15 protein-coding genes and 3 pseudogenes are annotated in these 22,545 nt (G+C 68.6%); 11 read left to right on the forward strand and 7 right to left on the reverse strand.

All coding sequences use genetic code 11. The features are described from left to right. Positions 1-296: 296 nt before the first annotated feature. The 4 genes and pseudogenes from ASC66_RS18370 to ASC66_RS18520 form a co-directional block, all read left to right on the forward strand. Positions 297-956: pseudogene (locus ASC66_RS18370) on the forward strand (hypothetical protein); the annotation flags it as partial. An 81-nt stretch (positions 957-1,037) separates the two neighbouring features. Then, positions 1,038-1,229, forward strand: a pseudogene (locus tag ASC66_RS18590) (hypothetical protein); the annotation flags it as partial. A gap of 82 nt (positions 1,230-1,311) precedes the next feature. Beyond that, positions 1,312-1,360: hypothetical protein (locus ASC66_RS18595; RefSeq protein ID WP_353612512.1), on the forward strand; the 49-nt coding region annotated here is incomplete at its 3' end. 1 nt (position 1,361) lies between these two features. Next, positions 1,362-1,947 (forward strand): annotated as a pseudogene (locus ASC66_RS18520) (DUF222 domain-containing protein); the annotation flags it as partial. 465 nt (positions 1,948-2,412) lie between these two features. On the opposite strand, the gene mnmA reads toward ASC66_RS18520, so the two are convergent. The 3 genes from mnmA to ASC66_RS00025 form a co-directional block, all read right to left on the reverse strand. Continuing rightward, entirely contained in the window at positions 2,413-3,519 is a 1,107-nt protein-coding gene (gene mnmA / locus ASC66_RS00015) for a tRNA 2-thiouridine(34) synthase MnmA (RefSeq protein WP_082491901.1), read from the reverse strand. A 53-nt stretch (positions 3,520-3,572) separates the two neighbouring features. After that, positions 3,573-3,770, reverse strand: a complete 198-nt coding sequence (locus tag ASC66_RS00020) for a hypothetical protein (RefSeq protein ID WP_157509563.1) — start codon at positions 3,768-3,770, stop codon at positions 3,573-3,575. Positions 3,771-3,874: 104 nt separating this feature from the next. Beyond that, a complete protein-coding gene (locus ASC66_RS00025) occupies positions 3,875-5,089 on the reverse strand; it encodes a cysteine desulfurase family protein (protein ID WP_055833030.1) in 1,215 nt (404 codons plus the stop codon). Positions 5,090-5,108: 19 nt separating this feature from the next. Between ASC66_RS00025 and glgX the strand changes: the two genes are divergently transcribed. Next, the gene (gene glgX, locus ASC66_RS00030; protein WP_055833032.1) at positions 5,109-7,172 is read left to right on the forward strand and encodes a glycogen debranching protein GlgX; all 2,064 of its coding nucleotides are present in this window, start codon (positions 5,109-5,111) and stop codon (positions 7,170-7,172) included. Between the two features lie 28 nt (positions 7,173-7,200). Beyond that, positions 7,201-7,698 (forward strand): Cys-tRNA(Pro) deacylase, encoded by a 498-nt coding sequence (ybaK, locus tag ASC66_RS00035; protein WP_055833035.1) that lies wholly within the window; start codon positions 7,201-7,203, stop codon positions 7,696-7,698. Here the strand turns inward: ybaK and ASC66_RS00040 are convergent, their stop codons facing one another. After that, positions 7,699-8,262 carry a TetR/AcrR family transcriptional regulator gene (locus ASC66_RS00040; RefSeq protein WP_055833038.1) on the reverse strand — a complete coding sequence of 188 codons (564 nt, stop codon included), beginning with the start codon at positions 8,260-8,262 and terminating at the stop codon, positions 7,699-7,701. Positions 8,263-8,315: 53 nt separating this feature from the next. On the opposite strand from ASC66_RS00040, the gene ASC66_RS00045 reads away from it, so the two are divergent. Next, entirely contained in the window at positions 8,316-9,035 is a 720-nt protein-coding gene (locus ASC66_RS00045; protein WP_055833041.1) for an MBL fold metallo-hydrolase, read from the forward strand. A gap of 4 nt (positions 9,036-9,039) precedes the next feature. On the opposite strand, the gene glgP is transcribed toward ASC66_RS00045, so the two are convergent. Continuing rightward, on the reverse strand, positions 9,040-11,598 hold the full coding sequence (gene glgP / locus ASC66_RS00050) for an alpha-glucan family phosphorylase (protein WP_055835974.1): 2,559 nt from the start codon (positions 11,596-11,598) through the stop codon (positions 9,040-9,042). A 138-nt stretch (positions 11,599-11,736) separates the two neighbouring features. On the opposite strand from glgP, the gene ASC66_RS00055 reads away from it, so the two are divergent. Both ASC66_RS00055 and glgB read left to right on the forward strand, forming a co-directional pair. Next, the gene (locus ASC66_RS00055; protein ID WP_082492047.1) at positions 11,737-13,812 is read left to right on the forward strand and encodes a maltotransferase domain-containing protein; all 2,076 of its coding nucleotides are present in this window, start codon (positions 11,737-11,739) and stop codon (positions 13,810-13,812) included. 2 nt (positions 13,813-13,814) lie between these two features. Beyond that, positions 13,815-16,019 (forward strand): 1,4-alpha-glucan branching protein GlgB, encoded by a 2,205-nt coding sequence (gene glgB / locus ASC66_RS00060; RefSeq protein WP_055833044.1) that lies wholly within the window; start codon positions 13,815-13,817, stop codon positions 16,017-16,019. Positions 16,020-16,023: 4 nt separating this feature from the next. On the opposite strand, the gene ASC66_RS00065 is transcribed toward glgB, so the two are convergent. Further along, positions 16,024-16,998, reverse strand: a complete 975-nt coding sequence (locus tag ASC66_RS00065) for a tetratricopeptide repeat protein (RefSeq protein WP_055833047.1) — start codon at positions 16,996-16,998, stop codon at positions 16,024-16,026. Further along, positions 16,995-18,830 carry a DUF8094 domain-containing protein gene (locus ASC66_RS00070; protein ID WP_157509564.1) on the reverse strand — a complete coding sequence of 612 codons (1,836 nt, stop codon included), beginning with the start codon at positions 18,828-18,830 and terminating at the stop codon, positions 16,995-16,997. Before ASC66_RS00070 ends, ASC66_RS00065 begins: the two co-directional genes overlap by 4 nt. Positions 18,831-19,090: 260 nt before the next feature. Here ASC66_RS00070 and ASC66_RS00075 point away from each other — a divergent pair, with 260 nt between their 5' ends. Then, complete coding sequence (locus ASC66_RS00075; protein ID WP_055833053.1) at positions 19,091-20,704, forward strand: DivIVA domain-containing protein; 1,614 nt, start codon at positions 19,091-19,093, stop codon at positions 20,702-20,704. Between the two features lie 31 nt (positions 20,705-20,735). Next, positions 20,736-21,800, forward strand: coding sequence for an AI-2E family transporter (locus ASC66_RS00080; protein ID WP_055835977.1), 1,065 nt, complete (start codon positions 20,736-20,738; stop codon positions 21,798-21,800). The last annotated feature ends 745 nt before the right edge of the window (positions 21,801-22,545 follow it).

Consider the following 22,545-nt stretch of genomic DNA (forward strand, 5'->3'; position numbering starts at 1 on the left):
GGTGCCGCGCTCTACATCCTGCGGGCCGTATCCGCTGGTTSAGCTTGTCGAAACCCCGCCGCGCCCTACTCGTTGAACTTGTCGCACCCCGTTGGTTGAGCCTGTCGAAACCCCGTCGGTTGAGCTAGTCGAAACCCGCGAAACCCGCCCCATTCCGTTGGTCGAGTAGGCCCGCCAGGGCCGTATCGAGACCCCGCCGCGACCACCTCTCCTCCACAGGCTGCTATTCGCGGAAACTTATCCACATCAGGCATTTTCCCTAGGAGCACAGGGCTCCCCGCGGTAARATTGATCCCATGGGAACCCCAACGGAGGCACTCGCAGAAGCACAACAGCTGCTGCTCTCCGCCCTCACCGATTCCGACGAACGCCTGCTCCACCACGACGCCCTGCTGGAGTTCACCGCCTCCGCCGAAGCCGTCGGCCGCCTCGCCGATGCCCTCCGCATCAGGGCGGCCGGCGAGGTCGCGTTCCACTCCCGGCCCGAGCTCGGCGACGACCGGCTCTCGGCGAAGAAGGGCTGCCGGAACGGCGTCGAGCTCCTCGCGAGAATCACCCTGGCCTCCGAGCGGACCCTGACGCWGCGGATGCGTCTCGGCGAAGCCACCCGGCCCCGCCTGGCGCTCAGCGGGGAGACGATGCCAGCCCGCTTCGACCACGTCGCCAACGCCCTCAGCGCCGGCACGCTCGGCTACGACAGCGCGACCGCCATCATCGGCACCCTGGACCCGATCCGGGGCCGGGTCGGCGACCTCAACGTGGAACACGCCGAGACCGCCCTGGTCGAGGCCGCGACCGGTCCGACCGTCGAGTCGCCGTTGCCGTTCGCCGCCGACGAGGTCCGCGGGCAAGCCCGGGTCTGGGAGAGCGTGCTCGACGAGGACGGCGTCGTCCCGGCCGAAGAACGCGCCATGCAAGCACGCGGGATCAGCGCCGGGTTCACCCGGGACGGGGTCNCGGCGACCGGGCCGACGGTCGAGTCCCCGTTGCCGTTCGCCGCCGACGAGGTCCGCGGGCAAGCCCGGGTCTGGGAGAGCGTGCTCGACGAGGACGGCGTCGTCCCGGCCGAAGAACGCGCCATGCAAGCACGCGGGATCAGCGCCGGGTTCACCCGGGACGGGGTCGTGCACCGCAAGATGACGTTGCTGCCGGAGATCGACGCGAAATTCGAAACCTTGATGAACGCCTATCTGAACCCGCGCAGCAAACCCAGCTTCTCGGACCCTGACCCGGAGGCAACGAAAGACCCGCGGGCGACCGCGCAGGCCCGGCACGACGTCTTCGCCAGCCTGATCGACGGGGCCGCCCGCAGTGCGGACAGCCCGACGATCGGCGGGGCGGCCCCGACCGTGCTCGTCTCNGCAGGCCCGGCACGACGTCTTCGCCAGCCTGATCGACGGGGCCGCCCGCAGTGCGGACAGCCCGACGATCGGCGGGGCGGCCCCGACCGTGCTCGTCTCGGTCCGACAAACCGACCTCGCCAATGGCACCGGGTCCGGGTTCATTGAGGGCTGCGAGGCCCCGATCTCGATGCAGGCGGTGGAGCAGTTCATCTGCGCCGGCGGGCAACAACACGTGGTGATCTGCCCGGATGGCACCATCAATGCGATCGGCTCCCACGACCGCCTGTTCAACGCCACCCAGCGGCGGGCGATCAGCCTCCGCGACGGCGGCTGCATCATCCCGGGCTGCTCCATCCCCGCCGCCTGGCACCACGACGGCGGCGAGACCGAGACCTGCAACGGGGTGCTGTTGTGTTGGTTCCACCACCACACCATCGACACCAGCGGGTGGCAGATCATGATGATTGGCGGTGTCCCGCATGTGAAACCGCCGCCCTGGCTGCGTGGCGGACGCTCCGACGCCGACACCCCGTGGCGACGATCCACAAAGTCCCGCACCCAACAAGCCGACCTGCTGCAACTCAGTCAGCTGCTGGTCCAGTAGGCCGCCTGCGGCCGTATCGAGACCCGACGAGCTGACCGATCCGGTCAGGCGCTCAGGGCTTCGGTCGCTGGCGCTCCCTCAAGCCAGCGTGGGTGTGCACGTCGACTCGAGCGCGGCGTGGAAAAGCACGTTGGCTTGAGCGAGCGGCGCCGCGACGAAGGAGCAGCGACGCCCGCGAAGCCCCGAGCGGATCCGCAGACACGGCAGCCCCGACATCCACGTTGGTCGTGTAGGCCGCCCGCGGCCGTATCGAGACCCGGGCGACTCGATCCGGTCACACGCTCAGGGCTTCGGGGGCGGCCTCGTTCCTCGGCTGCTCCCTCAAGCCAGCGTGCGTTTGAGCGTCGACTAAGTCTGTGCGGCGGCACTCCGCACGTTGGCTTGAGCGAGCGGCGCCGCGACGAAGGAGCAGCGACGACCGCGAAGCCCCGAGCGGATCCGCCGAAACTGTTAGGCGCTGACTGGCTAGGCGCTGACGGGGACGGCGCTGACCGTGCGGTCGATCGTGGTCTGGCCGAGCACGCGGGTGCCGACGTAGATCACGGCGGTCTGACCGGGGGCGACGCCATCGAGCGGGGTCTCCGGCGTGATCACGAGCTCACCGTCCCGCAGCACGGCAACGGCCGGAACCGGGTCGGCGTGCGCACGGATCTGCACCTCGACGTCGAACGGGATCTCCGGGTTCCGCTGCGGCTGGCCGGCCCAGGTGAACGTGCTGCCGGCGATCTCGGCGATCGCCAGAGCCTCCTTGGGGCCGACGACGACGGTGTTGTCCTTGGGGCGCACCTCGAGCACGAAGCGGGGCTTGCCGTCATCCGCGGGCATGCCGAGGCGGAGGCCACGGCGCTGGCCGACGGTGAAGGCGTGTGCACCCTCGTGGCTGCCTACGACGTCGCCGTTGCGGTCGAGGATGTCGCCGGTCTCGGCTCCGACGCGTTCGGCGAGCCAACCGCGGGTGTCGCCGTCCGGGATGAAGCAGATGTCGTGGCTGTCGGGCTTGGAGGCGACGCTGAAGCCACGCTCTGCGGCCTCTGCGCGCACTTCTGCCTTGGACGGGGTGTCACCGAGCGGGAAGTAGGCGTGTTCGAGCTGCTCGGCGGTGAGCACGCCCAACACGTACGACTGGTCCTTCGCCCAGGCGCTGGCCCGGTGCAGTTCCTTGTTGCCGTTCTCGTCGAGAACGATGCTGGCGTAGTGGCCGGTGCACACGGCGTCGAAGCCGAGGGCGATGGCCTTCTCGAGCAGTGCGGCGAACTTGATGCGCTCGTTGCAGCGCATGCACGGGTTCGGGGTGCGACCCGCAGAGTACTCTGCGACGAAGTCGTCGACGACATCGGCCTTGAACCGCTCGGAGAAGTCCCATACGTAGTACGGGATGCCGATCATGTTCGCTGCACGCTGGGCGTCCATGGAGTCCTCGATCGTGCAGCAGCCGCGGGCGCCGGTGCGCAGCGTTCCCGGCATGCGACTGAGCGCGAGGTGCACACCGACGACCTCATGCCCTGCTTCGACGGCACGGGCCGCAGCCACCGCCGAGTCAACGCCACCGCTCATTGCCGCCAGAACCTTCATGGTTCCAGTGTAAACGCGCGTTGCTGTGCGAAGCCCCGGCGGCCGCGGGTCGGCTACGGGGTGGTGCGAGCGCTCTCGAGCTGCGCGAGGCGCGACTCGAGCGCGTTCACTCGCTCGGTCAGGCGGGCGTCGCCGACGGCCAGCTCGGCCCGCTTCGTCTTCTCCTTGATCGCCGTCACGACGAGCGAGTAGGTGATTCCACAGGGGATTCCGACGATCGCGATCCACGCGAACCAGGGCATGCTCTCCATGTCCATTCCTCAATACTCTTCGTGCGCTCGGGTCAGCGAGCGGGCGTACAAGCGAATGACCACCCTATCGGCGGTGGGCAGGCGGTGCGGGCGGTGCGGACCGCTCAGCGGTCGAAGCTCGTCGCCCGGTCGGCGTGGCCGGCGCTCACGGCCTGGGCGTATGCGGCGGGGAGCGCAGCGAGGAAGGCGTCGACGTCGGCATCCGTCGAGCCGTGGCCAAGGCTCACGCGCAGTGCACCCCTCGCCTCGTCGACGCTGCGCCCCATGGCGACCAGCACGTGCGACGGCTCTGGGATGCCGGCCTGGCAGGCCGATCCGGTCGACACGGCGACGCCGGCCATGTCGAGCAGGAACAACAACGAGTCGCCCTCGCATCCGGCGAAACTGAAGTGGGCGTTGCCGGGAAGACGTTCGCCGCCAGCCGGCGCCGCGCCGTTCAGCACGGCCTCTGGCACCGCGGCGATGGTGCCGGCGATCAGGCGGTCGCGGAGCACGGCCATGCGCGCGGTCTCCTCCGGCAGGGCGGCCTGCACGGCCCCGGCCGCCGCGGCGAAGGACACCGCGGCCGCGACATCCTGGGTGCCGGATCGCACCTGGCGCTGTTGCCCGCCTCCGTGGATCAGCGGCTCGATCTTCGCGCTGCGGCTCAGCACGAGCGCGCCGATACCGACGGGGCCGCCGATCTTGTGCGCAGAGACGCTGAGCGCCACGAGGCCGGACCCTCCCGATGAGCCGGAGCCCGCACGGATGGCGGCGAAATCAATCGGGAGCTGCCCGTATGCGGCGATGGCGTCCACGTGCAGCGGCACGCCGGCGCGGGCGGCCGCTGCCGAGATCTTGGTGATCGGCTGCACGGTTCCGACCTCGTTGTTGGCCATGAGCACCGTGACGAGCGCGATGTCGGCCGGGTCTTCGGCGAGCGCCCGCTCCAGCTCCGGCATCCGGAGTCGGCCGAGTTCGTCCAACGGCAGCCATTCGATCACGGCGCCCTCGTGGGCCGCGAGCCATTCGACGGTGTCGATCGTGGCGTGGTGCTCCCCTCCCGCGACGAGGATGCGCTTCCCTGGGCGCGCCCAGAAGAGACCCTTGATCCCGAGATTGACCGCTTCGGTGCCCCCGCCGGTGAAGACGACCTCGATGGCCTCGCAGCCGAGGGTCGCGGCGACCTGCTCGCGCGCCTCCTCCAGCATCCGCTTGGCATTCTGCCCGACGGAGTGGATCGACGCCGGGTTGCCCACGACGCTCATCGCCTGCGTGTACGCCGCAATGGCGAGCGGCAGCATCGGTGTCGTCGCCGCGTGATCCAGGTACACAGCCATACTCACTACTGTAGAACGCATGACACCGCCGAGAATCGCAGCCGGTCTCGGTCTTCGCACCACGAGCAGTGGCGGCGAGCTGCGCGTGTACTCGGCGAGCGCGACATCCATGGAGATCGTGCTCTTCGACGAGGCCGACCCGAACTGGATCGTCAAGACCATCCCGATGACGCGCGATGCCAACGACGTGTGGCACGGCCGCAGCCGCAGCCTCTCCCCCGGGCGCCGCTACGCGCTCCGGGCCGATGGCCCCGGCGGACCGCAGAACGCGTTCAACCCGGAGCGCCTGCTCATCGACCCCTACGCGCGCGGACTCGTGCGCGTCGGCGACAGCCGCTGGCGCAGTGTGATCGTCGATGACAACTTCAACTGGAACGGCTCGACCAAGCCGAACACCCCGCTCGACGCGACCGTGATCTACGAGATGCATGTGCGCGGATTCAGCAAGTTGAACCCCGACGTGCCTGCCGAACTGCGCGGAACATACGCCGGCCTGGCGCACGAGGCGTCGATCGCCGCGTTGAAAGACCTCGGCGTGACCGCCGTCGAGCTGCTCCCGGTTCACGCCCTCGTCAGCGAGCAGCGGTTGAAGAAGCAGGGTCTCCGCAACTACTGGGGCTACAACACCCTCAACTTCTTCTCTCCGCACTCCGCATACGCCACGGCGGCCGCGCAGGCGGAGGGGCCGGATGCCGTGCTGCGCGAGTTCAAGGGGATGGTGAAGCTGCTGCACGAGGCAGGCCTCGAGGTGATCCTCGACGTCGTCTACAACCACACCTCCGAGGAGGGCCCGTTCGGCCCGACCGTGAGCCTGCGCGGCCTCGACAACGCGAACTACTACCGCCAGGACGCCCACGGTGCCTACATCGACGTCACCGGATGCGGCAACACGGTGAACTTCGGCAACGATGCCCCCGTGCAGCTGGTGCTCGACTCGCTGCGGTACTGGGCCAACGAGGTGCAGATCGACGGCTTCCGCTTCGACCTCGCCGCGACGCTCGGGCGTGACGCCGATGTGCACTTCGACCCGCGGCATCCGCTGCTGGACGGCATCCTGAACGATCCCGGCCTCCACGGGGTCAAGATGATCGCCGAGCCGTGGGATGTCGGCATGGGCGGCTGGCAGACCGGCAACTTCGCGCCGGGGTGGACGGAGTGGAACGACCGCTACCGCGACCGCATGCGCGATTTCTGGCTCACCGACATCGCCAGGGAACGTTCGAGCGGTTCGGCGGGCAGCGGCATCGGCCGTTTCGCCACCCGCCTGGCCGGCTCCTCGAACACCTTCTCCGCCGAACGCGGCCCGCTGGCCTCGCTGAACTTCATCACCGCCCACGACGGTTTCACCCTGGCCGACCTGACGGCGTACGACCGCAAGCACAATCAGGGCAACGGCGAGAGCAACCGCGACGGCACCGACAACAACAACTCCTTCAACCATGGCGTCGAGGGCCCAACGAGCGAACCGGCGATCATCGCCGCCAGGCGGAAGGCGATGCGCAACCTGCTCGGCACCCTGCTGTTCTCCGCCGGCGTGCCAATGCTCACGGCCGGCGACGAGTTCGGTCGCAGCCAACGCGGCAACAACAACGCCTACTGCCACGACAGCGAGCTCACCTGGCTGAGCTGGCAGCGCGAACCGTGGCAGGACGAGCTGCGGACCGTCACCCGCCGGCTGATCGAGCTGCGCCGCGAGAATCCGGCGCTCCGGCCCGTCCACTTCGCCAGGCTCGGTGAGACGACAGCCGGAGCCTCGGAGATGGACTGGTTTGACGCCGGCGGCGACCCGATGGACGAGGACGACTGGCACTCCCCCGAGGCGCGCACGCTGCAGTACCTTGCCGCGAGCACACCGGACCGTGAGGAGTTCAATCGCATCCTCCTGATCGTCCACGCCACCGAATCGCCGACCACGGTCACGCTGCCCGCCCACGAGGGCGTTGTCGGCTACGAGGTGCTCTGGGATTCCGCCGACGACAGTCTGGGCGGCATGGGCGTGAGCGGGCCGTCCCCCGAGATCCTCAGCCCCGGCAGCCTCCTGAGCATCGCCGGCACGTCGATGCGTCTGCTGCGCGCGCACTGAGATCCGCCCGAGCACGAAAGGAATCACGGTGGCCAAGAAGACGACCGAGCACGGCGCCGGCACCCCGGCCACCGTCGCGCTGGCGAACGCCGACATCCATTTCATCCCGCATCTTTATCAACACGATGCCGGGGCGACGAACTTCGGTCTCGAGGCCGCCGAGAAGCTCGAGCTCGACCCCGATCGCGTGTTCAAGACGCTGCTCGCGGATGCCGACGGCCAGCTCGTGGTCGGCATCGTTCCCGTGACGGGCACCCTCGATCTCAAGGCGCTCGCCGCCGCGGTCGGTGCGAAGAAGGCGGTGATGGCCGACCCGAAGCTCGCGGAACGGAAGACGGGCTACGTCGTCGGCGGGATCAGCCCGATCGGTCAGAAGACCGCGCACCAAACCGTGATCGACGAGAGCGCGATCCTCTTCGACACCGTGTTCGTCTCCGGCGGTCGGCGCGGCTTCGACATCGAGCTCAGTCCCGATGATCTCGCCGCCGTCACCTCCGGCAGCTTCGCCCCGATCGGTCGACCATGATCACTCCACAAAAACGGAGTCGGAGCGCGGTGATCTGATCGCCTCAGCGATGGCGGCCACACCGAACTCCCACGCGCGCTCGACATCGCCGCCAAGCCTGAAACTTCCGTTCAGTTCCATGCTGATGAATCCGGCCGCCCAGGCGGTCACCGTGCGGGCAGCCTCGAGTGCACGATCCGGCCCGGCCTGCTCGGAGGCGAGCGCAAGGACGGCCTCGCTTGCCGCGGCACCGAACTCCGCCCTGGCAACAGGCGCACCAGCGCCTGGCGACATGATGAGCTGGAATGCTGCTGGTCGCTCATGGCCGAATGCGCGGAAGCGATTCGCGAGTTCGCTCAGCTTCGACGCGTCCTTCAAACGGTCGGCGAGCTCGGTCAGGCTCGCCTCCGCCACGAGCTGGATCAGATCGTCCCTGCTCTGCACCCGCTTGTAGAGGGAGGGCGCCCGCACACCGACGCGCAGCGCAACGGCCTGCATGGTCAGCGCCGCGAGCCCGTCCTGTTCGAGCAGATCCCGCGCCGCATCGACGATCGCATCGAGAGAGGTCCTGGTCGGTGTCGGCATACCGCGAGTATAGCTATTGACTTTAGCCATCATGGCTAATTAGCATAGCCATCGTGAAACTCACCGCCTCGCTCCACCGCATCGGCAACGACATCGTCGCCGCCTACCTCGTCGTCACCACCGATGGCGTGACCGTCATCGATGCCGGGCTCCCCGGCCATTGGCACGAGTTGCTCGCCGAACTCACCGCCATGGGACTCACTCCCGACGACATCAAGGGCCTGATCCTGACGCACGGCGATTCTGATCACGTCGGATTCGCCGAGCGGCTGCGGCGGGAGCACGGCGTTCCCGTCTTCGTCCACGAGGCCGACGCGGCGAGGGCGCGGGGTGGCACGAAGCCCGCCAACGCGAAGCAGCCGATGAAGCCGGGCCCGCTTCTGGCCTTCTTCGGCTACGCACTCCGGAAGGGCGGCATGCGGACGAGCTGGCTCACCGAGGTCGTCGAGGTTCACGGCGGCGAGACGCTCGACCTTCCCGGCTCACCCCAGATCATCGCGCTGCCAGGCCATTCCCCGGGCAGCATTGCGGTGTATGTTCCCGTCGCCGACGCCGTGTTCGTCGGCGACGGCCTGACGACCCGCCACGTGCTCACCGGCACGACTGGGCCCCAGCCGGCGCCGTTCACCGACGACCCAGAGCAGGCGATCGCCTCGCTGCGAGCCATCGTCGGCACGGGCGCGCGGTGGGTACTGCCGGGTCACGGCGCCCCATGGGGCAACGGCGTCGAGGCGGCGGTCGTCGCCGTCGAGGCGGCGCGCGCGGCAGAGTAGCGGGCTACTCTGCGACGGCCACCAGTCCCATCTCGGCGGCGCCAGAGAGCAGTGGGTGGGCCGGCACGACCCGCACGGTGTAGCCGAAACCGCCGGCCCTGCCGAGTTGGACGGTGCCCGTGAAGAGTCTCGCGCCGTCGCCGGTGGACTGCTCGGCCGGTTCCGCCTGCAACTGCAGCCGCTCGACGTCGCTCAGCTCATCGCCGCCCGTGCTGCGGCCGTAGACGACCTCGACGGCGACATCCTCTGCGCTCAGCTCGCCGAGCCCGATGTGCGCGCGCAGGTGCAGCTCGTCACCCACCTGCGGCACCTCGGCGACGCCGCCCGATTCGACGTGTTCGACGCTCACGTTCGGCCAGGCCGCCCGTACCCGCGACTTCCACGCGGCGAGCGCCCGCGCCGCGTCGGCGTGCTGGGCAGAGAGCGCGGCCTCGGCGGCCGCGGCCGGGCAGTACAGCCGTTCGACGTACTCGCGCACCATCCGGTCCGCGCTGAGCTCAGGCGAGAGCGTCGCCAGGGTGTGCCGCACCGACTGCATCCAACGCCGCGGCACCCCGGTGTCATCGCGCTCGTAGAAGCGCGGCGCGACCTGGTGCTCGATGAGGTCGTAGAGCGCCTCGGCCTCCAGCCGGTCACGCTCGGCGCCGTCCGCCGCGGCGTCCGCGGAGGGAATGGCCCAACCGTTCTCACCGTCAAAGTACTCGCTCCACCAGCCGTCGAGGATCGACAGGTTCAGCACCCCGTTCAGCGCGGCCTTCATGCCGGAGGTCCCGCAGGCCTCGAGCGGTCGCAGCGGGTTGTTCAGCCAGACGTCGGTGCCGGGGTAGAGCGTCTGCGCCATGGCGATGTCGTAGTCGGGCAGGAACACGATGCGCCCGCGGACGTCGGGCTCTGCCGCGAACTGCACGAGCTCCTGGATCAGACGCTTGCCCTCGTCATCGGCCGGGTGGGACTTGCCTGCGATGACGAGCTGCACGGGCCGCTCCGGGTGCAACAGCAGTGAGCGTAGCCGCTCCCGGTCGTGCAGCATCAGGGTGAGACGCTTGTAGGTGGGCACGCGGCGGGCGAAGCCGATCGTGAGCACGGTCGGGTCGAGCAGCTCGTCGATCCACGCCGGGGCCCGGCCACCGGGATTCTGACCGCGCCAGGCGGATGCCGTGCGCTCCCGTGCATCGGCGACGAGCTGCGCGCGCATCTCCCCACGCACCCGCCAGAGTTCGGCGTCGCTGAGTGCGGGCGAAAGCCAGTCCACGGCCGTCGTGTCCGCGCTGCCGAGCCGCTCCCAGGCCAGCCCCTGCAGACGCGGATCCGTCCACGTCGGTGCGTGCACGCCGTTCGTGACCGAGGTGATCGGAACCTCCTCAGTGTCGAAGCCGGGCCAGAGCCCGCTGAACATCGCGCGGCTGACCTCGCCGTGCAGGCGAGAGACGCCGTTGCTCGTGCGTGCGAGGCGCAGCCCCATGTACGCCATGTTGAACTTCGCGCCCTGGCCATCCTCCCGGCCGAGCGCGAGTACATCGGCAGCGTCGACACCCGGAAGCAGATCGGTGTCGAGGTAGCGCTCGACCACGTCGAGCTCGAAGCGGTCGATGCCGGCCGGCACGGGCGTGTGGGTCGTGAAGACCGTTCCGGCGCGCACCAGCTCGAGCGCCTGAGCGAAGGTCAGGCCCTCGCCGATGAGGGACGCGATGCGCTCAACGCCGAGGAACCCCGCGTGCCCCTCGTTCGTGTGGAAGACCTCCGGCGCCGGCTTGCCGGCGAGCTCAGACCAGGCGTTCACGGCGCGGACGCCGCCGATGCCGAGTAGCAACTCCTGCTGGAGGCGGTGCTCCCCCGCACCACCGTAGAGCCGGTCGGTGACGTGACGCAGCTCGTCGCTGTTGTCGGGGATGTCGGTGTCCAGAAGCAGCAGGCGCACGCGTCCGACGGCGGCCTGCCACACTCGAGCGTGCAGGGTGCGCCCCTCCGGGAGGGCGAGGGTGATCTGCACCGCGGAGCCGTCCGGCCGGCGCAGCACCGCGAGCGGCAGGCCGTCCGGGTCGAGCACCGGGTAACTCTCCAGCTGCCAGCCGTCGTTGGCGATCGCCTGCGAGAAATAGCCGGAGCGGTAGAACAGGCCGACGGCCACGATGGGCACGCCGAGGTCCGATGCGCTCTTGAGGTGGTCGCCGGCCAGGATGCCGAGACCGCCGGAGTACTGCGGCAGGGCGGCCGCGATGCCGAATTCCGGTGAGAAGTAGCCGATCGCCGGCGGCTTGTCGCACTCGAGTCCCTGGTACCAGCGCGGCTCGCTGAGGTAGGCCCTGAGCTCGTCGCGCTGCTGGATGACGGCGCCGACGTATGCGGCATCCTGCGCCAACGCCTCGAGTCGCTCAGGAGCAACCTCGCCGAGGAGCGCGATGGGGTCGTGCTCGAGCCTGTTCCAGATTTCGGGTGAGATGTGCGCGAAGAGTTCCCTCGTCGGCTCATGCCAGGACCAGCGCAGATTCGCCGCGAGTTCCCCCAGCGCTGAGAGCGCATCGGGGAGCACGGCACGAACGGTGAACTTTCGGATCGCCTTCACGAGCACCACCCTAGGACGCCAGAGTGACGATTGTGTTAATGCGCCACGCACGTCGCGTGCGATTCGCGCTACGGTCGCAGTGTGCCCAAGAACAGCGTGCCGAAGCAGAACACCGTGCCCCAGAGCAGTGCGGAGCGGATGACGCGCGCCGGCCGCATCCCCGTCTTCTCCCCGACACCCGCGCAGCCGGGCGAACTCTGGCCGGCCAAGGCCTTCGTCGGCGAGCTCGTGCCGTTCGCAGCCACGGCATTCCGGGAGGGGCACGACCGCATCGGCGTCGAGTTGCTGCTGCAGGCTCCGAGCGGAACGCTGAGCCGGCACTCGATGAGTCTGCTCGCCCCTGGCACAGACCGTTGGCAGGTCGAGCTGGTGCTCGATGCTCCCGGCGCGTGGAACTACCGTGTGCGGGCATTCGCCGATGACTACGCAACCTGGCGGCACAACGCCGCGGTCAAGGTGGGGGCCGGCGTCGATGTCGAGCTGATGTTCGCGGCGGGGTCCGAGCTGCTCGGCCGGGCCGCGGCCGACGCGACGCGCCCGGCATCCGAACGGCGCACCCTGAGCACTGCGGCCCTCGCGCTGGCCGACACGAGCATCGGAGCCGCCGAGCGTCTCGCGCTCGGCACGGCCGGCGTCGTGGCCGCTCTGCTCGCCGCGACGCCGCTGGCGAGCCTCGAGTCGATCGCCGAGACCCGCACCGTGCGTGTGGAGCGCAGCCGTGCCGGTGTCGGTTCCTGGTACGAGTTCTTCCCCCGCTCGGAGGGTGCCGTGCGCCACGCGGATGGCTCGTGGACGAGCGGCACGTTCCTCACCGCTTCGGAGAGGCTGGCGGATGTCGCCGCGATGGGCTTCGACGTCGTCTACCTGCCGCCCATCCACCCGATCGGGCGCGCCTTCCGGAAGGGCCCGAACAACACGCTGAACGCGGGCCAGAACGACCCCGGTTCGCCGTGGGCTATCGGCTCGGCCGACGGCGGCCACGACGCCGTGCACCCCGAACTCGGCACCCTGGAGGATTTCCGGGCCTTCGTCGCCAGGGCCGGCGAGCTCGGCATCGAGATCGCCATCGACCTCGCCCTGCAGGCATCGCCGGATCACCCCTGGGTGACGGAGCACCCGGAGTGGTTCACGACATTGCCGGACGGCAGCATCGCCTTCGCCGAGAACCCGCCGAAGAAGTACCAGGACATCTATCCGATCAACTTCGACAACGATCCCGTCGGCATCCGCGCCGAGGTGCTACGCATCGTGCGGCACTGGATCGCGCAGGGCGTGCGCATCTTCCGGGTCGACAACCCGCACACCAAGCCGCTGGACTTCTGGGAGTGGCTGATCGGCACGGTGAACGAGGAACACCCGGATGTCGTCTTCCTCGCGGAGGCCTTCACACGGCCCGCCCTGCTGAACGCACTCGCCCAGGTCGGTTTTCAGCAGTCCTACACCTACTTCACCTGGCGCAACACGAAGGCGGAGCTCGAGGAATTCCTCGGCGCGCTCGCAACGGACACCGCCGACTTCCTGCGGCCGAACCTGTTCGTCAACACCCCGGACATCCTCACCGAGTACCTGCAGTTCGGTGGCCCGGCCGCGTTCACGATCCGCGCCGCCATCGCTGCCACCGCCGCGCCGACGTGGGGCGTCTACTCCGGATTCGAGTTGTTCGAGAGTGTTGCGCGCCCCGGCGCCGAGGAGGCGATCGACAACGAGAAGTACGAGTTCAAGCCGCGTGACTTCGCCGGCGCGGCCGCCGCTGACCGCTCCCTGGCGCTCTACCTCGGCATCCTCAACCGCATCCGCGCGGAGCACCCGGCTCTCCGTCAGCTGCGCAACATCCGCTTCCACCACAGCGACGATGATTCGGTGCTGGTCTACAGCAAGTACCTGGCGGCCGAGCACAACACGGACGGGGTCGCGGATGCCGTCATCGTCGTCGCGAACGTCGACCCGCACTCGGTGCGGGAGACCACCGTGCACCTGGACCCGACCCTGTTCGGCCTGCCGGCTGGCGCGAGCTTCGAGGTGGAGAACCTCGTGACGGGAGCCGTCTGGCTCTGGGGCGAGCACAATTTCGTGCGGCTCGACGCTTTCACGGAGCCCGTCCACATCCTGGCGGCCCGCCCCATCCCGGAGGCCGCGCCTCCCGCCGTGCCGAGCCGCCAGAAGGCCGCTCGCCGCACACCGCAGAAGACCCAGAAAACGCAGAAGGGATCGTAGCCATGAGCCCGATCGACGGATTCGCCCGGCCCGTGGTCGCCCCCGAGATTCTGGAGCGCGTGGCATCCGGAAGCTATCACGACCCGCATTCCGTGCTCGGCCAGCATCTTGTCGACGCCGACGTCGCCGACCCGCTCACCGTCATCCGCGCACTCCGGCCGCTCGCCGCGGAGGTGCAGGCGGTGTTCGGTTCCGATGCCCGCGTGGAGCTTGCACACATCGGGCACGGGCTCTGGGAGGGCTACAGCGTGCTGGGCCTGCGCGACTACGAGATCGAGGCCCGCTACGACGGCGGTGCCGAGTGGAAGAGCGACGACCCGTACCGCTACGCGCCGACGATCGGTGAGCTCGACCTGCACCTGATCGGCGAGGGCCGCCACGAGGAGCTGTGGCGGGTGCTCGGCGCACACCACCGCTCCCATGCAGGGGTCAGCGGCAGCGTGCACGGCACCTCCTTCGCGGTGTGGGCCCCGCACGCACAAGCGGTGCGCGTGATCGGTGATCTCAACCAGTGGAACGGCGTCGGGCATGCGATGCGCAACATGGGTGCGACGGGCGTGTGGGAGCTCTTCGTGCCCGATCTCGAGCCCGGCAGCGTGTACAAGTACGAGATTCTCACGCAGTCGGGAGTCTGGGTGCAGCGGGCCGACCCAATGGCCGCCGCCGCCGAGCTTCCGCCGCAGACCGGGTCGGTGATCAGTCAGAGCTTTTACGACTGGAACGACGCGGACTGGATGCGCGCCCGCGCTGAGCGTGACCCGCACAACACCCCGATGAGCGTCTACGAGCTGCACCTGGGCTCGTGGCGGCCGGGGCTCGGCTACCGCGATGCCGCCGATCAGCTGATCGAATACGTCGGTGAACTCGGTTTCACACACGTGGAGTTCATGCCGCTCGCCGAGCACCCCTTCGGCGGCTCGTGGGGCTACCAGGTCACCGGCTACTACGCGCCGACCAGCCGCTTCGGCTCCCCCGACGATCTGCGCTACCTGATCGACCGACTGCACCAGGCCGGGATCGGTGTGCTGATGGACTGGGTTCCGGGCCACTTCCCGAAGGACGAGTGGGCCCTGGCGAACTTCGACGGCGCACCGCTCTACGAGCACCCAGACCCCCGCCGCGGCGAGCAGAAGGACTGGGGAACACTCGTCTTCGACTTCGGCCAGCGCCAGGTGCGCAACTTCCTCGTGGCCAACGCGCTGTTCTGGCTCGAGGAGTTCCATGTCGACGGGCTCCGGGTGGATGCCGTCGCGTCGATGCTCTACCTCGACTACTCACGCGAGGTCGGCGAGTGGGAGCCGAATGTGCACGGCGGCAACGAGAATCTGGAGGCGATCGCCTTCCTGCAGGAGGTGACGGCGACCGCGTACAAGCGCAACCCCGGCATCGTGATGATCGCGGAAGAGTCCACGAGCTGGGGCGGAGTGACCGCGCCGACCGTGGCCGGTGGGCTCGGCTTCGGACTCAAGTGGAACATGGGCTGGATGCACGATTCGCTGCAGTACATGCAGAACGATCCGATGTACCGCTCCCACCACCACGGCGAGATCACCTTCTCGTTCCTCTATGCGTTCAGCGAGAACTTCCTGCTGCCGATCAGCCACGACGAGGTCGTGCACGGCAAGGGCTCTCTGCTGCAGAAGATGCCGGGAGACCACTGGCAGCAGCTCGCGAACGTGCGGGCCTACCTCAGCTTCATGTGGGCCCACCCCGGCAAGCAGCTGCTGTTCATGGGGCAGGAGTTCGGTCAGCCGTCCGAGTGGAGCGAGGAGCGCGGGCTCGACTGGTGGGTGCTCGACCAGCCCAGCCACCGCGGGCTGTTCGATCTCGTCACCCAGCTCAACCGGGTGTACCGCGAGCACCCGGCCCTCTGGGCGCTCGACAACGACTCCGCCGGATTCGAATGGCTCGACGGCGGCGCCGCCGAGCAGAACGTCGTCTCGTTCCTGCGCCGCGACGGCAACGGCGAGGTGCTGGCGTGCATCGTCAACTTCGCCGGGACACCGCACAACGACTACCGGATCGGGCTGCCATTCCCCGGTCGCTGGCGGGAGCTGCTGAACACGGATGCCGCCGAGTACGGCGGATCCGGGGTCGGAAACCTGGGCGGCGTCGACGCCACGGACACCCCGTGGGCGGGGCGCGCGGCGTCCGCGACCATCACCCTTCCACCGCTCGGCGGAATCTGGCTCAAGCTCGAGCGCTAGCCGTTCAGTAGAGCAGCATCGCCAGACGCTGGCGTGCCGCGATGACGACGGGGTCGGTCGTTCCGACGACCTCGAACAGTTCGAGCATGCGCTCGCGCACCCGGTTCTTTCCGTCGGCGTCGAGCGTCGGGAACAGCGTGAGCAGGCGATCGAATGCATCGGCGACGTGGCCGCCGGAGAGGTCGAGGTCGGCAACATCGAGCTGGGCGTCGAGATCCTGCGGCCCGGCGGCGGCCGCGGAACGGATCTGCTCGAGGCTCTTGCCCGCGAGGCGGTGCAGGAGGCTGACCTGGGCAAGACCGGCGACGGCGAGCTGGTCACGCGGGTCTTGGGCGATCGCGGTCTTGTAGAAGCCGATGGCCGCAGGGTAGTCGCCGCGCTCGATGGCCTCGTAGGCCTCTGCGTGGTGCGGCGGCAGCGGCGGCTCCTCCGGAGCGGACTCCGCCGCGTCCTCTGCGGGAGCGCCGGCCTCGGCATCCGCCGCAACGGCACTGCCCGTCACGCCGTTCTGGGCGGCCAGCTGCAACAGCTGCTCGAGGATGTCGAGCAGCTGTTCCTCGGCGATGGCGCCGGCGAAGAGCGGGACGGGCTGCCCGGCGATCACGGCCGCGACCGTGGGAACCGACTGCGCCTGGAACGCCTGGGCGAGCTGCGGGTTCGACTCGACGGCGACCCGCACCAGCACGAGGCGTCCGCGGAGGCCGGCGACGACGCTCTGCAGCACGGCGCTCATCGCGGTGCTCTGCTCAGCCCAGTCGGCGTAGAGGTCGACGAGCACGGGCACGCGCTGCGAGAGCTCGAGCACCTCGCCGAAGTTGGCGTCGCTGCCGTCCAACACGAGACTCGGCACCTGCACGGGGGCACCGGCAGGGGCGCCGGGCTGTGCCGGCGCACCGGTAGGGGCATTCGCGCGGTTCACGAGCGAGGAGAGGTCAACCGCTCCACGGAGATTGGCTGCTGAGGGGGGAACGTTGGTCACGGGATCTCCGATGCGGCAATGAGGCTGTGGGCGAAGCCGAGAAGACGGATCTTCTCATCGCTGCCCGTGGCGGGAACGTAGAACAGGAGCTGGTCGCTGCGGGTCGAGGTGACGCCCTTCGCGGTCTTCTCGACGCCGGAGAGTGACTTCGACGGGCTCGCCTTGAACTCGACCGTACCGCCATCGTTCGGGGTGGCGCTCTCCATCTGGTTGAGATTCACGGCGACAATGGCGCCGGAGTCGATCGTGCCGAGGGCGACGGTCGAGCCGGGGCCCGGCGCGTTCGACACGTCGAGGTTCGTCGTCGGTGGCAGCTCGGCACGTCGCGCTTCGGTTGCGGCGACGCCGACCTGGGGAACGAAGCTGTCGCTCGCGATGTCGAAGAGGTCGTAATACTCGCTCGCGGTGTCCTTGAGGATCACGTCGCCGTAGGCCGCGGCCAGCTGATCCGGGGCCAGCGTCAAGAACTTCGTGTCCGGCGCGACGGGCGGTGCACCGATGCTGGCCGGTGCCACCTCCGGGAACGTCGCGTCAGCGGCCAGGGTGATGGCGTACTCGACCTGGTAGTTCTCCCGCGGGCTGTTCTGCTTGAGCACGAGGGTCATCGGCGCGATCGTCGGCTCGTCCTCATTCAGGATGACGGTGACGACGGTGCGCGGCCAGGTCGCGTTCTGCTGCGGCAGGATCACTTCCATCGGTGAGGCCGGAATCGGGCTCGGTGCGGCCTGCTCGGGGTAACCGGCTCGGATCTGGTAGTTCGTCTGCCGCTCCAGCAGCGCCGGCCCGGTGAAGCGTGTGGGAAGCAGCTCGGCGTTCATCGATGTGTCTGCCTCGTTCGCGACGACGGCGATCTTACGCACGATGCGTTCGAGCTGCGGAACCGTGACGGCGGGCGGCGGCAGCTCGTCCAGACCTTCGGCGGCGTCGGTGAGCTCCGGGGTCGGTGTCGCGGTCGCCGTTGGCGTCTCAGAGAGGTCGGGCCAGAAGGACGCGGAGCAGCCGGAGAGGACGAGGCCGGAGATGACGAGCACAGGCACGACGGCGAGGCGGGAGGAACGACCGTTGATCGCCTTGCGCTGCCCGCCGGTGATCTCGTTGATCTTGATCATCTTGGGCTTGGGCGCCTTCGGCAGCTTCGGCATCCGCGGGCCCCTGGGCACGTTGCGACGCGGACCGCGCGAACGGCGCATGTGGATCAGCGCCCAGAGATAGAGCACCAGGCCGATGAGCAGCAGAATCGCGCCGCCGACGATCAGCGGGCCGGCCCACGGGGTCGAGTTGTCGAGCGGCCAGGAGATGCGCACGTTCTTGGGGGCCGGCGCCGTGCCGTCGGTGGCCAGGAGCACCGAGATGCCCTCCGGCGCGTTGATCGTGTTGGAGAGGGAGCCCTCGCTCGTCCATTCGTCGAGCCAGAGGTCGGACCCACGGGGGTCGGGATTCACCGCTGTCGGCTGAGCGCCTCCCGCCTGCTCCGGCGGCAGGGTCGCGTCGCTCGTGAAATCAGATTGACCGCGGACGACCTCGGAGCTGAGCTCCTTCGTGTCCTCGTCGTAGCTCAGACGCGTGTAGCTCAGGTCTCCGAGCCACGCCTCCATGTCGGCGGTTCGGCCGTATGCCATGAAGGTATCGGTTGAACCGCGGACGGTCAGGGTCTGGGCGCCTTCGTGAGCGGTCAGCGCGTCGCCGTCGATCACCGTGTACGGGCCGTTACCTGCAACGGTGGTGCTGAGCGAGACGCTTGCGGGCTCGAGAAAGACTGTGCGCTGGGCGATGCCCAGCGCAATCATGCAGGCCGCGGCAACAAATGCCACGATCGCCAAAACAAATCGCACGAATTCTCCTTTTGTGCTGCCTGAAGCCATGACCGACACCAGCACGCGGCGGGCGCAACGACGGGGGTTTCGTTGTTAACAGGTCGAAATGGCAACAGCCAAAGACATTTGACACTACCGGACATAGCTGAAAGACGCCCCAATCCGCGTGGGAACTGCCTGTGTGCCCGCGTCATCCGGTGCCAGCAAAAGCCGCTAAAATCAGTGTGGCTCGCAGCGCGATTCTCTGCGCTGCTGCGACCGTATTAAGGAGAGACATCGTGGCTACCGACGAAACCGAGTTCACCCAGGTATTCCGGGGCTACGACAAAGACGAGGTCGACAAGGCCATCCAGGGCCTCCGCCGCGACCTGATCAAGTCGAACGCCCAGGGCGTCGACGCGGCCAAGGAGATCAAGCGGCTCGGCGCGCGCATCGACGAGCTCAACGCCGAGCTTGAAGAGGTTGGCAGCCCCACCTTCTCCGGTCTCGGCACGAAGCTCGAGAACACCCTGCGCGTCGCAGAGGAACAGTCGACCCGCCTCATCGCCCAGGCCGACATCGATGCAGAGAAGCTGCGCAGCTCCGCCTCCGGCGAGGTCGAGAAGCTCCGCACGGATGCCACGGCGCTTGCCGAGCGCACGGTCAGCGATGCCCGTGCCAAGGCCGCACGCATTCTCGAGACGGCCAGACTCGAAGCCGACGACATCGTGGCCCGTGTCCGTGACGAGCAGGAGCTCATCACCCAGGAGGCGCTGCGCGACGCTGCAGCCATCCGTGGCGCCGTGGCGACCGAGGCCGCCGAGCTCCGCGCGACGGCGAAGCGCGAGACCGCCGCGATCCGTGCAGAGGCCGAACGCGAGGCAGCCGAGGTCGTCGTCGTCGCCAACCGCGAGGCGTCTGAGGCGCGAAGCGCTGCGGCCGGCCTCGCCCAGGAGACGGAGCAGACCCGTTCAGAGGTCGCTCTCGAACTCGACCAGGCACGGGCCGATCTCGCCAAGGAGACCGAGCAGGCACGCCTCGACCTGGCCAGGGACAACGAGCAGGCCCGTCTCGACCTCGAGCGTGAGAGCGCCGAATCGCGCCAGGGTCTTGCCGCAGAAATCGCAGAGTCGCGCGCAGCGCTTGCCATCGAGCTCGAGCAGGCCCGCACCGATCTCTCACGTGAGATCGACCAGAGCCGCGCCGAGATCGCCCTCGCCCGCGAGCAGGAGAAGACCGATCTGGCCCGCGAGATCGAGACCGCCCGTCTGAAGCTCTCCCACGAGCTGGAGCGCAGCCGAGCACGCCACGACGGCGACATCGAGCAGTCCCGCGCCGACCTCGCGCTCGAGCACGATCAGGCACGCGCCGACTTCACCGCCGAGGGCGAGCAGGCACGCATCGACCTCGACAACCAGCTGGCCGCGAGCCGCAAGAAGACCGGCCACGAGGTGCAGAAGATGCGCCGCGAGATCGAGCAGGCCCGGATCGACCTCGATGTCGAGCTGAAGGCGCGTCGCGATGAGGCCGAGCAGGAGCACCTGCAGCGCCACCAGGAGGCCGTCGCCCAGACCCAGAAGTTCCTGGATGACGCCAATGCACAGCTGGCGGAGGCCATCAGCCGCGCAAGCGAGAACCGCGCAGAGGCCGAGCGCCTGAGCAGCGGTGCCCGTGGCGAGGCGAAGGCGATTCTGGATGACGCCGAAGACGCAGCAGCACGCACGATCAGCGATGCAGAGGCCACGGCCCACGCTCGTCTGGCCGAGACGGAGGAGCGCACCCGCGCACTCGTGGCTGACGCCGAGGACCGCCTCTCCCAGATTAGGATTGAGCGCGACGCGGTCGCCGGCTACTTCGAGAGCCTGCGCGGTGTTCTCAAGCAGGCAGAACAGGTGACCTCCGACACGGAGTGATCACACTTCCGCCGTCACGGTGGGAGTGCGTGTGAAGATTCAGAATGCTTTCCGGCTGGGCCTGGTCGCCACGCTCGGAGTCGGTCTCGGCATCCTGATCCTCGGCTCGATCGCCTCGCTGGCGACGATCCTCAGTTACATCGGCGCAGCCCTGTTCCTCTCGCTCGGTCTTGATCCGGCGATCGCATTCCTCGAGCGGCACAAGTTCCCGCGCTGGGCCGCGATCCTCACCGTTCTCGGTGCGGTGATCGCGGCCCTGACCGGGGTCGTCTTCGCCGTCATCCCGATCATCAGCGAGCAGATCAATCAGCTGATCGAGTTCGTGCCGGTACTCTCACGGCGTTTCCTCTCCGGCGAACTCGTGATCGCGCTGCAGGAGACCTTCCCCAACCTGCAGGTCGAGGAGATCGTCGGCGCGATGACGAAGGCGGTCAACGACTTCGTCACCAATCCCGATCAGCTCGTCGGCCTCTTCGGCGGCGTGCTGCAATTCGGAGTTGCGCTCTCCGCAGGGCTGTTCGGCATCGTGATCGTCGTGATCCTGACCCTGTACTTCGCCGGCAGCCTGCCGTCGATGAAACGCGGTCTCTACCAGCTGGTGCCGGCCTCGCGCCGCGATCGCTTCATGGACCTGAGCGAACAGATCTCCGAGTCCGTCGGCCGCTACGTCGTTGGCCAGGTGACACTCGCGCTCGTCAACGGTCTGTTGAGCTTCATCTTCCTCAGCATCATCAACGCGCCGTTCCCGGCGATTCTGGCCCTGCTCGCATTCCTGTTCTCGCTGATCCCGCTGGTCGGAACGATCTCCGGCTCGGTGCTGATCGTGCTGATCTGCCTGATCCCGGGTCTCGGCTCGCCGCTGACGGCGTTCGTCGCGGCGATCTACTACCTGATCTACATGCAGGTCGAGGCATACGTGCTGAGCCCGCGCATCATGAACAAGGCCGTCGCCGTTCCGGCGTCCGTCGTCGTCATCGCCGCCCTGGCCGGTGGCTCACTCCTCGGGCTGCTTGGCGCGCTCATCGCGATTCCCACCGCGGCCGCCATCCTGTTGATCATCAAGCAGGTCGTGATTCCGAGGCAGAACGCGCTGTAGCGCGACGCGCGCATTCTCACGCCGGCTCGAGGGAGCAGCCGAGGAACGAGGCCGCCCCCGAAGCCCTGAGCGTGTCACCGGATCGAGTCGCCCGGGATGTCGAAGCTGCAGCGTCGGCGGATCCGCTCAGGGCTTCGCGTGCGTCGCTGCTCCTTCGTCGCGGCGCCGCTCGCTCGAGCCATCGTGCANGCCGAGGAACGAGGCCGCCCCCGAAGCCCTGAGCGTGTCACCGGATCGARTCGCCCGGGATGTCGAAGCTGCAGCGTCGGCGGATCCGCTCAGGGCTTCGCGTGCGTCGCTGCTCCTTCGTCGCGGCGCCGCTCGCTCGAGCCATCGTGCATCACGCTGGCTCGAGGGAGCAGCCGAGGAACGAGCGCCGGGCATTCTCACGCTGGCTCGAGGGAGCAGCCGAGGAACGAGGCCGCCCCCGAAGCCCTGAGCGTGTCACCGGATCGAATCGCCCCGGATGTCGAAGCTGCAGCGTCGGCGGATCCGCTCAGGGCTTCGCGTGCGTCGCTGCTCCTTCGTCGCGGCGCCGCTCGCTCGAGCCATCGTGCATCACNGGATGTCGAAGCTGCAGCGTCGGCGGATCCGCTCAGGGCTTCGCGTGCGTCGCTGCTCCTTCGTCGCGGCGCCGCTCGCTCGAGCCATCGTGCATATGCACGCCGGCTCGAGGGAGCAGCCGAGGAACGAGGCCGCCCCCGAAACCCTGAGCGTGTCACCGGATCGAATCGCCCGGGATGTC

The organism is Leifsonia sp. Root4 (assembly GCF_001425085.1).
In the GTDB taxonomy this organism is placed as follows: domain Bacteria; phylum Actinomycetota; class Actinomycetes; order Actinomycetales; family Microbacteriaceae; genus Microterricola.

Bases quoted from the DNA above. Each gene is read 5' to 3' on its own strand.
- mnmA (WP_082491901.1), bottom strand. From the start codon at position 3,519: ATGAAGGTTCTGGCGGCAATGAGCGGTGGCGTTGACTCGGCGGTGGCT.
- ASC66_RS00020 (WP_157509563.1), bottom strand. From the start codon at position 3,770: ATGGAGAGCATGCCCTGGTTCGCGTGGATCGCGATCGTCGGAATCCCC.
- ASC66_RS00025 (WP_055833030.1), bottom strand. From the start codon at position 5,089: ATGGCTGTGTACCTGGATCACGCGGCGACGACACCGATGCTGCCGCTC.
- glgX (WP_055833032.1), top strand. From the start codon at position 5,109: ATGACACCGCCGAGAATCGCAGCCGGTCTCGGTCTTCGCACCACGAGC.
- ASC66_RS00040 (WP_055833038.1), bottom strand. From the start codon at position 8,262: ATGCCGACACCGACCAGGACCTCTCTCGATGCGATCGTCGATGCGGCG.
- ASC66_RS00055 (WP_082492047.1), top strand. From the start codon at position 11,737: ATGACGCGCGCCGGCCGCATCCCCGTCTTCTCCCCGACACCCGCGCAG.
- glgB (WP_055833044.1), top strand. From the start codon at position 13,815: ATGAGCCCGATCGACGGATTCGCCCGGCCCGTGGTCGCCCCCGAGATT.